Source organism: Synechococcus sp. WC101 (assembly GCF_047461555.1).
Taxonomy (GTDB): domain Bacteria; phylum Cyanobacteriota; class Cyanobacteriia; order Thermostichales; family Thermostichaceae; genus Thermostichus.
In genome coordinates this window covers 1-12,025 of sequence record NZ_JANSHG010000073.1, presented here as the reverse complement: position 1 = coordinate 12,025, position 12,025 = coordinate 1, and the positions used below count along the sequence as shown (strand labels likewise).

The window sequence follows — 12,025 nt, the reverse complement described above, 5'->3', positions numbered from 1 at the left end:
GCTGCGCACCGGCATCGAGACGCGGGTGATGGTTTTGGGCCATCTGCAGCGGGGAGGCACCCCTTCTCCTTTGGATCGTCTGCTGGGGGCAGCTTTTGGGGTGGCGGCTGTGGACTTGATCGCCCAGGGCAAGTACGACCGCATGGTGGCCTGGCAAAATCGGCGCGTGGTGGATGTGCCCCTGGCAGAGGCCATCGCCCAGTACCGGCGGGTGGAGGTGGATGGGGCTTTGATCGCCACGGCTATCGGGCTGAATACCTATGTGGGCGAGGTGGATCCGCAGCTTTTGCGCAGGTTTTCCCCCTGATCAAGCTCTGCCACCACCGATTCACCCCAGTCAGGAGTCGGGCTCTTGTGCGGTCGAAAGGGCCTTGCCCTCCCATCGGCCGACAGAGCGGCAGAAGGTTCTGGAAGAACAGCGGGATCCCATGGCCCGGCGAGCCGTCCCCAGCTATCGGGATGCGGGGTCTAGGTGCTGAGAACGGCCTGCAGAGCCCCCACATCGCAGTAGTACACCTGGTGCGGGTGGGTATATCCCTTGAGCTGAACCGCCTGCTGCGCAAAGCAGGTAGCTGCCTGTCCCAGTTGTTGCGCCAAGCAGGTATAGGTGTCGTGGCTGATGGCCAAGTCGGCGTTGAGGGTGCGGGTAACACTCTCGATGCGAAAGGCCAAATTGACCGTATCGCCCAGGGCGGTGTATTCCTGGCGGGTGTTGTTGCCCACCTGGCGCACAATGGCCGAGCCGGTGTTGACGCCCGCCCCCAGGCGCAGGGGAGAAGGCAGCGGAAACTCGCCGTTCAGTTGCTCGGTCATCTGAAACAGCTTCACCATGGCCCGCAAAACCGACTTCACGTCGAGCTCGATCCCCACTTGTTCAGCTTGTAAGGGATCCTCATTGGCCTGGGGCGCATGAAACCAGACGGCCATGATCGCGTCGCCGATGTACTTATCGACAGTGCCGCCGTACTGCTGAATGATATCTCCGCCGCGCCGGAACCAATCGCCCATCACCTGGGAGAGGAGGCGCTCGTCCAGTTGCTGGGTCAGTTGTCCGTAGCCGCGCACATCCACCACGGCCACCGAGATCAGCCAGCGGGTTTGCAAAACCAGGGTGTCCGACAGTTTGGCCGCAGGACTGGGTTCTGGGCTGGCCAGGGATCCGCTGTGGAACTCGAGCTGGGATTGTCCGAGGGTGAGGTGATCTCCATCTTGCAGCAGGGTGGGAATGCTGACGCGGCGATTGTTGACGAACGAGCCGTTGCGGCTGCCCAGATCGATGAGATAGATGCTGTTGTTGTCGAGGTATTGCAGCAGGGCATGTTGGCGGGAAACGCTGGGATCGGTCAGGACGATGGCGTTGTCTTCATCGCGGCCCAGCGTCCAAGCGGTCGCTCCGGCGAGAATGTACTTCCTCTGGCTGCCGTCCGGCTCTCTCAGGATCACATAGGGGGCGGTGGTGGCGGCAGGTTCGCCTGGGACGCTCATGGTAGAACGAGAGGTAGATGCGACCACACTCTAATACGATACTCCTCTTCTCCTCGGTTGAACTGCGGCTGGGCTGGGCTTGGCGGGGGGCTGGGCCTGCCAGTATCATTTTGTGTAGATACATTAAGGCCATATGGTGGATCCCTCCCATCCCATTCCTGCTGAGCAACAGCCGCTGCGGCAGTATGCAGAGCTGAGGGAGGCCTTTCCTTTTTCCTGGCCCGCTTTGGAGTGGATCCCCTATCTCAAGCGAATCTTCGCTGTTTGGGGGGTGGTCGTGCTGGCGGTTTCGCCGCTGGTCTGGGGCAGCTTTGCCGGGGATTGGGGCCACTTCGTCTCTGGGTCTGTGCTGGGGGCCAATGCCTTGCTCAGCCTGGTGTTGCTCCACCTCTACTTGGGATGGGCCTATGTGCGGCGGCGCTTGGTGCAGGCGCGGATCCCCTATGAAGAAAGTGGCTGGTACGATGGGGCGATCTACGCGAAATCGGACGAGGAGCTGGCGCAGCATCGGCTGATCGTCCACTATCAAATCGACCCTATGTTGCAGCGCCTGCGACGTAGCTTGTGGGCTGTGGCCGGCCTGAGCGGGCTGATGGCTTTGCTTTGGCCCCTCTGGTAGAGATTGTCGGGCGGTGGTTAATCAGCTGTTGTTCGGGATCCCAAGCGGTGCACGTAACTTCTGACCTGGCTCAAACCTTGCGACCCACCGCCGTTGCCATCGGGAACTTCGATGGCTTGCACCTGGGCCATCAGAAAGTGCTGCAGCCCATTCGCGACTCCCTGCAGGGGGTGCGCACGGTTCTCACCTTTCATCCTCACCCCCAAGAAGTATTGACGGGGCGCAGGCAACTGTTGCTCACTCCCCCTGCCGAAAAGCTGGCTCTACTGGCGCAGATGGGTTTTGAGCAGGTGGTGTTGCTCCCCTTCACTCCTGCCTTTGCCCGCCAGCCGCCCCAAGAGTTTATCCAAACAGTACTGGAACAGGGCTTGCGCGTTCGCCATCTCAGCGTCGGCTGGGATTTCTGCTTTGGCCACCGTCGCTCGGGCAATGCCCAAACTCTCCAGGCTTGGGGATCCGAGCGCTGCATTCCGGTGGAGGTGATCCCGGAGGCGCAACTGAAGGGGGAGCGGGTGAGCAGCTCTCGCATTCGCGCTGCCCTGGCTACGGGGGAGGTGGCGGCGGCAACGGAGCTCTTGGGCCGTCCCTACCGGCTGATCGGAGAGGTGGTGCCAGGGGATCGGCGAGGTCGAGAGCTGGGTTTTCCCACCGCCAATCTGCGCCTGCCGCCGGAGAAGTTTTTGCCCCGCGACGGGGTGTACAGCGTTTGGGTGAATGTGCCTGCTGAGGCGGCAGCCCTGCCTGGGGTGATGAACATTGGCCATCGGCCCACGTTTGCCGGGCTGCAGCACACCGTTGAGGTGCATCTGCTGGATTGGACAGGCGATCTCTACGGGCAAGAGGTGCAGGTGGCGCTGCAAGGCTTTATCCGCCCAGAGCGGCGGTTTCCCAGTGTGGCAGACTTAATCCAGCAGATCCGGCAGGATTGCCAAACGGCCCGCCAACAATTGGGCTTGGCCGAGCAAGTTGGCCTAGTCTAGAGGCCCTCCCCCTCGGCCCCTCTCCCAATCCCAACCCAAAAGGAGAGGGGGGCTAGGACGGGCCAAGCAGGGATCCCCACAACAAGGCTATCGCTTCCGACCATTCCACCGTAGCTCCGTAGGTGTCCCCTGTGTGCCCTCCCAACTGGCGGTAGAGCCAATAGCCCACGGCCAGGGCTCCCAGGGCGGATCCCAGCGTCCAAAGCAGCAAAGGCCGCCAAGCCAGGAGCCCGGCCCAGCCCACCCCCCCGCTGATGGCCAGCAACAGCAGCGTGCCCGGCCACAGGGATCCCGGCAGGGAAGTGGAGTCTTTGAGGAAGCGGGCGGATCCCTGGTCGCGCAGATAGGGGTATAGGACAATGGCGAGCAACTGGCCCCAGCGCCCCCAGGCCGGCACCAAGAGCAAGAGAGGCCAGACCTGCAGGCTGCTCAGGGCAGCAAATTTCAGCAGCAACACCAGCACCAAGGCGAGCACCCCATAGGCCCCGGTGTGGCTGTCCCTCATCACCTGCAGGCGGCGGGATAGCCCGTTGACGGCTGGCCGTTCCGCGTCGGCAAAGCTTTTGGGGACGTTGACCGCCAACCCATCGGCAGTGTCAGCCACCCCATCCAGGTGCAGCCCGCCGGTTAACAGCACCCACAGAGCCACGAGCAAAGCTGCTCGCACCGGCGGCGGGAAAATCTGCAGCAAAAGCGCCGCCAGGGTGAGGATCCCGCCCAACAGCAGGCCCACCGCCGGCAGCCAGGCGGCAATGCCCTCAAACTGTAGCCCGCCCGCCCGCCCCAAAGGCAAGGCAGTGTAGAAGGTCAGGGCTGCCCAGAAGCGCCGCAATTGTTCAGGACGCTCAAAACAACGTTGATCAGCTAAGAATCATCCCGAAGGGTTCGCTCCACCACAATGGTCAGCTTGGCCACCAGAGCCCCGATCGCTCCCACAGCCGCCAACACCGGGAACAGAGCCGCCCCCAACACCCCTGCCGCCACGCCTACGCCCAGAGGGATCTCGATCAGCGTCTGCCCTTCGGCATTTTTGATCAGAATGCGGCGAACATTGGCCTCCTCGATCAGCTCGCGAATTTTGGCCAACAGCTCGTCCCCGCTGATCTTAAACTCCTCCACGTGGTACTCCACCTGGGCCGGAGGTACATCCTTGGCCTCTATGTCGGCCTTCTCAGGAAAGTTGGGATCCGGCGTCTCATTGGGGTTCATGCTGAAGAGGCTCCACACGTCGGTTGGCAGCGGCAACTGAGTCCATCCTAAGACCGGATCCTAGCGGATGTACTCTTTCAACACACTGTTGCGATTGGGGTGGCGCAGCTTGCGCAGCGCCTTGGCCTCGATCTGCCGGATCCGCTCGCGGGTCACATTGAAGATCTGGCCGATCTCCTCCAGGGTTTTCATGCGGCCATCGTCTAGGCCGTAGCGCAGCTTCAACACATCCCGCTCGCGGGGGGTAAGAGTTTCCAGCACGCTTTCCAGATCCTCTCGGAGCAAAACCTTGGCCACCCGCTCCTCGGGGGTTTCCCCTTCCGACTCGATGAAGTCGCCCAGCCGCGAATCCTCTTCTTTACCGATGGGAGTCTCCAGAGAGATGGGAAGCTGAGCCGACTTGGCGATGAAGCGCAACTTCTCGATGGTAATCTCCATGCGGGTGGCGATCTCCTCTTCGGTCGGCCTGCGGCCCAGCTCCTGAGAAAGCTGCTTGGTGACCTTCTTGATGCGGGAGATGGTCTCGTAAAGGTGAACCGGCAGGCGAATGGTGCGCGATTGGTCGGCAATGGCGCGGGTGATGGCCTGGCGAATCCACCAAGTGGCATAGGTGGAAAACTTGTAGCCCTTCTCGTGGTCAAACTTTTCCGCTGCCCGGATCAGACCTAGGGATCCCTCTTGGATGAGATCCTGAAACGACAGGCCCCGGTTCATGTATTTCTTGGCAATGGAGACCACCAGCCGCAGATTGGACTGCACCATCTTTTCTTTGGCCCGTCGCCCCCGATGCAAGCGCCGCCGGAATTCGGGCAGGGACATCTTCACTTCTTCTGCCCACAGCGTCTCCGGTACCTCCTCTGGGTCGGACCAGAGGCCCATACGCTGGAAAACGGCCTCGCGAGCCCGCTCTAGCTCCAGCAGGTCGGCAATTTTGCGGGCTAGCTCAATTTCTTCATCTGCCCGCAACAGGCGGATACGCCCGATTTCCTGCAAATAGACGCGGATGGAGTCATCGGTGTAGGGTTTTTTCTTGCTGGCCGCTTTGCGCTTGGAACGGCCCTTGGCAGCGGCGGCAGCAGCATCGGCATCCTCCTCGAGGGACTCTTCGTCGTCCTCATCATCCTCATCAAAAGCATCAGTGTCACTGGCATCCAGTTCCGTCTCGAGGGGATCCACCTCATTGTCCGCATCCAGAGGGATGGAGGATGAACTTTCCAGATCCGGTTCGAGAAGAGCCGTATGACCAGACTGCACCAATTCCTTTGCTTGAGCCATGCTGAGTTCCTCGTAACTTTAATCACAGACAACTGGAGGAGACTAAGGGGTTCTAGGCCCTGAAATGAGGGAAGCAGGTTCCAACTTTGCTGCGGCCCCTGACGCCAGATGGAGGGAGTCAAGTTCCGCAGACCCAAACCCCACTTGCGCCGGGCAAGCTCGCCCGCTTCTAGGCAACCGATCGCTCAGGCCAATCTCGAAGCAGATATCGCTCATAGGGTTTAACCGAACTGGCGCAAAACCCGTTTTGATGGGTAAAACCTCCTGAGATCTCGAAAGGCAAGTCTTTGGCTTTGCCTATCCCCTGGCACAATCCAGGCCACTTACTGAGAGGGCAGGATATTCAGCACCTCAATCACCCCAACCTATAAGGAGAAGAGCGCATTGCAGCCGCCAGCAAGCGACCTTGAGGAAGATCCCTGCAGGCAACTGTAGCCGTTCACACCAAAATGTCTTCCCTAAATTAGCCCGCCCTTGGGGAAACAGCAACGGGGCAGACGAAGAAAATCTTAACTTCACCCCACCCCGTCCCGGCTCTGAGATCCTGGTCTAGGGGATCCCTGGGTTGGCCTAGTCCGGGGAAGTGGCTCAATGCTACCTTAAATCAGACTACCTTAAAAGGAAAGGATCCCTGCCAGCGCCGCACCGCCTATGACCCATCCCTTCCTGCAGCATCTCCAGGAACGTGTGATCGTCTTCGACGGGGCAATGGGATCCTCTCTGCAAGCCCAGAACCTGACGGCAGCGGATTTTGGCGGGCCGGAGCTAGAAGGCTGCAACGAGATCCTGGTGCTGAGCAAGCCGGAGGCGGTGGAGCGGGTACACCGGGGCTTTCTGGAGGTGGGGGCCGATGTCATCGAGACCGATACTTTTGGCGCCACCTCGATCGTCTTGGCCGAGTACGGGATCGCGGAAAAAGCCTACGAGCTGAACGTGGCGGCAGCGCGCCTGGCCAAGCGGCTGGCGGCGGAGTTTTCGACGCCGGAAAAGCCTCGCTTTGTGGCCGGCTCCATCGGCCCCACCACCAAGCTGCCCACCCTAGGGCACATCGGTTTTGACGAGATGCGGGCCAGCTACGCCGAGCAGGTGCGGGGCCTGATCGACGGGGGGGTGGATCTCCTCATCATCGAGACCTGTCAAGATATCCTGCAGACCAAGGCGGCGCTGGTGGCCGTGCAGCAGGAGTTTGCCCGGCGCGGGATCCGCCTGCCGCTGGTGGTGTCTCTGACCTTTGAGGTGCAGGGGACGATGCTGGTGGGCACGGAGATCGGGGCGGCGCTGGCCATCCTGGAGCCCTACCCCATCGATGTGCTGGGCCTCAACTGCGCCACCGGGCCGGACAAGATGGCTGAGCACATCCGCTACCTCTCCCGCCATTCTCCCTTTCCCATCTCCTGCATCCCCAACGCCGGCCTGCCGGAAAACATCGGCGGCAAGGCCCACTACAAGCTCACGCCGGAGCAGTTGCGCTTCCACCTGGAGCACTTTGTGCGGGATCTGGGGGTGGCGGTGGTGGGGGGCTGCTGCGGCACCCGCCCGGATCACATCGCCGCTTTGGTGGAGGCTGTGCGGGGGCTGCGGCCCAAACGCCGCTCCGTCGAGCGCATCCAGGCTGCCGCTTCCATCTATGCCCCTCAGCCCTACCTGCAGGAGAACTCTTTTTTGATCATCGGCGAGCGGCTCAACGCCAGCGGCTCCAAGAAGATGCGGGAGCTGCTGAATGCGGAAGATTGGGACGGCCTGGTGGCCCTGGCGCGGGAGCAGGTGCGGGAGGGATCCCACATCTTGGATGTCAACGTGGACTATGTGGGCCGGGACGGGGTGCGGGATATGCGGGAGCTGGTCTCGCGGCTGGTGACCCAGATACCCATTCCCCTGATGCTGGATTCCACCGACTGGCAGAAGATGGAGGCCGGCCTCAAGGTGGCCGGGGGCAAGTGCCTGCTCAACTCCACCAACTACGAGGATGGGGAAGAGCGCTTCTTCAAGGTGCTGGAGCTGGCCAAGACCTACGGCGCGGGGGTGGTCATCGGCACCATCGACGAGGAGGGCATGGCCCGCACCGCCGAGAAGAAGTTCCAGATTGCCGAGCGGGCCTATCGCCAGGCCGTTGAGTACGGGATCCCGCCCTACGAGATTTTCTTTGACCCGCTGGCTTTGCCCATCTCCACCGGCATCGAGGAAGACCGGGCCAACGGGGCGGCTACCCTGGAGGCCATCCGCCGCATCCGCCAGGCTTTTCCTGAGGCCCACATTCTCTTGGGCATCTCCAACATCTCCTTTGGGCTCTCGCCGGCAGCCCGCGTGGTCTTGAACTCGGTGTTTTTGCACGAGTGCCGCCAGGCCGGCCTGGATGCCGCCATCGTCAGCGCCGCCAAGATCCTGCCCCTGAGCAAGATCCCGGAAGAACAGCAGCAGGTGTGCCGGGATCTGATCTGGGATCGGCGCCAGTTCAACGCTGAGGGCATCTGCACCTACGATCCCCTGGCGCGGCTGACGGAGCTGTTTGCGGGGGTTTCCGGGCAGGAGCTGCGGGCGACCGGATCCCTGGCCAAACTGCCCTTGGAGGAGCGGCTGCGGCGGCACATCATCGACGGCGAGCGCATCGGCCTGGAGGAGACCCTGGCAGAGGCGCTGCAGAAATACCCCCCCCTGGAGATCATCAACACCTTTTTGCTAGACGGCATGAAGGAGGTGGGGGAGCTTTTTGGCGCCGGCAAAATGCAACTGCCGTTTGTGCTGCAGTCGGCAGAAACCATGAAGGCGGCGGTGAAATACCTGGAGCCCTTCATGGAAAAAGTAGGCGGGGAGGTGTGCAAAGGCACCTTCTTGATCGCCACCGTCAAGGGGGATGTCCACGACATCGGCAAAAACCTGGTGGACATCATCCTCACCAACAACGGCTACAAGGTCATCAATTTGGGCATCAAGCAGCCGGTGGAAAACATCATCGAGGCCTACGAAAAGTACAAGCCCGACTGCATTGCCATGAGCGGCCTGTTGGTGAAATCCACCGCCTTTATGAAAGAGAATCTGGAGGTGTTTAACGAGCGGGGCATTACCGTGCCGGTGATCTTGGGAGGGGCGGCCCTCACCCGCCGCTTTGTGGAAGAAGACTGCCGCCAGACCTACAAGGGCCAAGTCATCTACGGCCGCGACGCCTTTGCCGACCTGCACTTTATGGATCGGCTGATGCAGGCCAAGGCGGCCGGGCGCTGGGATGACCGGCTGGGTTTTCTGGATAACTTCGAGCTGGGATCCCGCTCTGACAACCGCCAGAGGAAAGCTGCGGCAGCCGTGGAGGAAAGGGATCCCACCTTGCCGGCTCCAGAGGTGACCGTGGGCGCCGCTCCTGCCCCTGCTGTCTCGGCTGGCGACGGCGGGGCAGACACCCGTCGTTCCGAGGCGGTTACCCTCGATACCGAGCGGCCCATCCCCCCCTTCTGGGGATCCCAAGTTCTCGAGCCGGATCAGATCCCCTGGCCGGAGGTCTTCTTCTACATCGACAAGCAGGCCCTGGTGGCCGGCCAGTGGCAGATCCGCAAGCCGCGCGACCAGTCGGCGGAGGAGTTTGCCCAGTTTCTCGCCACCCAGGTGGAGCCGGTGATCGAGCGCTGGAAGGAGCGGATTGTTACCGAGGACTTGCTGCGCCCGCAGGTGGTTTATGGCTACTTCCCGGCGCAGGCGGAAGGGAATACGGTGATCCTCTTCGACCCGGCCAGCTTCCCCGAGCTGTTTGCTCTAGAGCCCGGCTCCACCACCTATTTGCAATTGCCCACTGTCGATCGCCCTCGGCTTTCTCCCCAGGTGCGGGAGCTGGCCCGCTTCACCTTCCCCCGCCAGAAGAGCGGCCAGCGCCTCTGCATTGCCGACTTCTTCGCCGACCGCTCCACCGGCCTGGTGGACGTCTTCCCCATGCAGGCAGTTACAGTGGGGCCAGAGGCCACGGCCTACGCCCAGCACCTCTTTGCCGAGGGCCAGTACACCGACTATCTCTATTTCCACGGCCTGGCCGTCACCCTGGCAGAGGCCTTGGCGGAGTGGTGCCATGCCCGCATCCGGCGGGAGCTGGGCTTTGGCGGCGAGGACAGCCCCGACATCCGCCAGATCCTGCACCAGGGCTACCGCGGCTCCCGCTACAGCTTCGGCTATCCCGCCTGCCCCAACATCGCCGATCAGCGAGTTTTGTTGGAGCTGCTCCAGACGGAGCGCATCGGCCTGAGGATGGACGAAAGCGACCAGTTGGATCCTGAGCAGTCCACCACCGCCATCGTCGCCTACCACCCGGCGGCCCGCTATTTCAATACTTGATCCCTCACCCCCGGCCCCTCTCCCTAGAGGAGCGGCTGAGCAGGGGAAAGCCCATCACGGCAACCAAGGTTATCGCGACGATCACGGTGGAGAGGGCGTTGATCTCCGGCGTCACCCCTCGCCGCGCCGTGCTGTAGATCAAAATGGGCAGGGTCTGGCTTTCGGGCCCGCTGGTGAAAAAGGAGATCACAAAATCGTCGATGGAGAGGGTAAAGGCCAGCAGCGCCGCGGCCAGGATCCCTGGCATGGCCAGCGGCAGTGTGACGTAGCGCAGCTTCTGCCAGGTGTTGGCGTAGAGGTCGTAGGCGGCTTCCTCCAAAGCCGGATCCAAAAGCTGCAGGCGGCTGCGCACCACGATGGCCACAAAGGCAATCTGAAAGGTGATGTGGGCAATCACCATCGTCCCCAGGCCCAGCTCAAACCAGCCGGTGTAGGCGCGCACCAACTGGTAAAACAACAGCAGGGTAATGGCCATCACAATGTCGGGGACGACCACCGGCAACAGCAGCAGTCCCTGCACAGCCTTCTGGCCGGGGAAGCGGTAGCGGTACAGCCCATAGCCCAAAAGGGATCCCAGCAGCGTGCTCACCAGGGTGCTGACTCCAGCCAAGACAAGGGTATTTTGCGTGGCCTGCCAGATCGCAGCATTGCGAAAGAGAGCCCAGTACCAATCGAAGGTAAAGCCTGTCCACACCAACCCGAAGCGGGCGCGGTTAAAGGAATAGACAGCAATGAGCAAAATCGGCAGGTAGAGAAAGCCATAGATGGCATAGCTCACTCCCCGCAGCCAGATGGGTATCTTCGCCACTCCCCTTCCTGCCCTCCCAGGGATCTGCCGGAAAAAGCGGCCGCGCTGCCAGCCTACCTCCCTCCAAGTCTATAGCTCGCTGCCTATGGCAAGATGTAGCAAAACTGTATGCTGCCTGCCGCTCCCCTCTCCCTTTGGCGGGGGGGCCGAGGCAGCCGAAATGCCGAGGGGGTTCTCTGTCTGCCGGCCTAAGAAGCTCGGCATGAGGGCGGTTTCTTAGTCTAAATCCGGGAAAGCCACCTTGCCTAAAGGGAGGAGTCGGCGTCCCTTAGTCCAGCTTTGGGCTCAAGCTCTCCAGAAACTCTCGAATCAAGGGCAGCACCTGCTCCGCATGCAGGGCAGGGATGGCGTGTCCAGCACCGGGCAGGATCTTGAGCTGGGCTCCAGGGATCCCCTCCGCATAGGCTTGGCAATGCCAGAGGGGAATGGTGTCGTCCCGCTCAGCGGCAACTACTAGGGTGGGAACCTGAATGGCATGAAGCTGACGTTCGACCGTATCGACGGCAGCTTGGGGGCGCAGGCGCTGGCGGAGAAATTGGCGGGCCACCGGCTGTTGGCGCAGGGATCCCCGCAGCCACAGCAGCCAAGCCAGTCGCTCCTCCCAACGTCCCCAACGGGCCAGGGGGATGGCGGCTCGCAGCAGCCTATCAACCCACGCGCCTTCCCGGAGCAAAAGCCGCATGTGCCGGTAGCGTTTGACAAAGCTGTCGTCGCGGATCCCGGCAGGCGCCAGTAAGACCAACCCCCGCAGGGGGTAACGAATGGCGTAGGCCGCCGCCACCCAGCCGCCAAAAGAGTGGCCCACCAACACCGGCTCAGGCAGGCGCAGCGCCTCGACAAACCCGCGCACAAACTCTACCTCCACGGCGATGTCGTAGCGCAGAGCCGGTTGGCTGGACTGACCAAACCCCAGCAAATCCAGGGCGATGCAGCGGTATCGGTCGCCCAACCCTTGCATCAGCGGCCACCAATTGGCGTGAGTGGCCATGAAGCCGTGCAAAAACAGCAGCGGCATCTCGCCTTGCCCCAGCTCCCGATAGGCGGCCCAGCAGGACTCTGCTCCCGCCAGATTTAATCCCTCCAACTGCACCCTGTGCAGCGGGATCTCTTGAATGCGGGCCCTCAACTCCGCCAGACGCTGCGCCAAGGGCAGTCGTTCCAGTAGCTCTTGCTCCCGCATCAGCTCCCTAGTCGACGAATACAGCTTTTTCCACTTCTAAGGGATCCCCTCCGCTCTCTCCGAGCTGGTCGGAAAAAGCTGCCATCAGAACCTCTGGGGTACTCCCGCCACAGCGCAGCTTGGCGGGCTGGAGGATAGGCGGTGAGACGAAGGGGTTC

10 protein-coding genes are annotated in these 12,025 nt (G+C 61.9%); 4 read left to right on the top strand and 6 right to left on the bottom strand.

The features are described from left to right. Positions 1–307, top strand: a 307-nt coding sequence (locus tag NW809_RS06685) for a 6-phosphofructokinase (protein WP_414401774.1), incomplete at its 5' end; no start/stop codon positions are given. A gap of 161 nt (positions 308–468) precedes the next feature. Here NW809_RS06685 and NW809_RS06680 read toward each other — a convergent pair. Beyond that, complete coding sequence (locus tag NW809_RS06680; protein WP_414401773.1) at positions 469–1,485, bottom strand: FHA domain-containing protein; 1,017 nt, start codon at positions 1,483–1,485, stop codon at positions 469–471. Between the two features lie 133 nt (positions 1,486–1,618). On the opposite strand from NW809_RS06680, the gene NW809_RS06675 reads away from it, so the two are divergent. After that, positions 1,619–2,104: a CGLD27 family protein gene (locus NW809_RS06675; protein ID WP_414401772.1), complete on the top strand. Its 486-nt coding sequence runs from the start codon at positions 1,619–1,621 to the stop codon at positions 2,102–2,104. A gap of 47 nt (positions 2,105–2,151) precedes the next feature. After that, the gene (locus NW809_RS06670) at positions 2,152–3,084 is read left to right on the top strand and encodes a bifunctional riboflavin kinase/FAD synthetase (RefSeq protein ID WP_011431204.1); all 933 of its coding nucleotides are present in this window, start codon (positions 2,152–2,154) and stop codon (positions 3,082–3,084) included. Between the two features lie 52 nt (positions 3,085–3,136). Here the strand turns inward: NW809_RS06670 and cobS are convergent, their stop codons facing one another. Genes cobS through rpoD form a run of 3 tightly spaced genes read right to left on the bottom strand, consistent with a single transcriptional unit; the run spans position 3,137 to position 5,568 of the window. After that, on the bottom strand, positions 3,137–3,916 hold the full coding sequence (gene cobS / locus NW809_RS06665; RefSeq protein WP_011431205.1) for an adenosylcobinamide-GDP ribazoletransferase: 780 nt from the start codon (positions 3,914–3,916) through the stop codon (positions 3,137–3,139). A 32-nt stretch (positions 3,917–3,948) separates the two neighbouring features. Continuing rightward, positions 3,949–4,329: a DUF4342 domain-containing protein gene (locus tag NW809_RS06660; protein WP_228375312.1), complete on the bottom strand. Its 381-nt coding sequence runs from the start codon at positions 4,327–4,329 to the stop codon at positions 3,949–3,951. A 24-nt stretch (positions 4,330–4,353) separates the two neighbouring features. Continuing rightward, positions 4,354–5,568, bottom strand: a complete 1,215-nt coding sequence (gene rpoD, locus NW809_RS06655; RefSeq protein WP_011431207.1) for an RNA polymerase sigma factor RpoD — start codon at positions 5,566–5,568, stop codon at positions 4,354–4,356. A gap of 651 nt (positions 5,569–6,219) precedes the next feature. Here rpoD and metH point away from each other — a divergent pair. Beyond that, positions 6,220–9,879 (top strand): methionine synthase, encoded by a 3,660-nt coding sequence (gene metH, locus NW809_RS06650; protein WP_414401771.1) that lies wholly within the window; start codon positions 6,220–6,222, stop codon positions 9,877–9,879. Between the two features lie 4 nt (positions 9,880–9,883). On the opposite strand, the gene NW809_RS06645 is transcribed toward metH, so the two are convergent. Both NW809_RS06645 and NW809_RS06640 read right to left on the bottom strand, forming a co-directional pair. Further along, positions 9,884–10,687: an ABC transporter permease gene (locus NW809_RS06645; RefSeq protein WP_206336834.1), complete on the bottom strand. Its 804-nt coding sequence runs from the start codon at positions 10,685–10,687 to the stop codon at positions 9,884–9,886. A 268-nt stretch (positions 10,688–10,955) separates the two neighbouring features. Beyond that, entirely contained in the window at positions 10,956–11,867 is a 912-nt protein-coding gene (locus NW809_RS06640) for an alpha/beta fold hydrolase (protein WP_228375314.1), read from the bottom strand. Between the last annotated feature and the right edge of the window lie 158 nt (positions 11,868–12,025).

Coding starts and splice junctions, on each gene's coding strand:
- NW809_RS06675 (WP_414401772.1), top strand. CDS start 1,619: ATGGTGGATCCCTCCCATCCCATTCCTGCTGAGCAACAGCCGCTGCGG.
- rpoD (WP_011431207.1), bottom strand. CDS start 5,568: ATGGCTCAAGCAAAGGAATTGGTGCAGTCTGGTCATACGGCTCTTCTC.
- metH (WP_414401771.1), top strand. CDS start 6,220: ATGACCCATCCCTTCCTGCAGCATCTCCAGGAACGTGTGATCGTCTTC.
- NW809_RS06640 (WP_228375314.1), bottom strand. CDS start 11,867: ATGCGGGAGCAAGAGCTACTGGAACGACTGCCCTTGGCGCAGCGTCTG.
- NW809_RS06680 (WP_414401773.1), bottom strand. CDS start 1,485: ATGAGCGTCCCAGGCGAACCTGCCGCCACCACCGCCCCCTATGTGATC.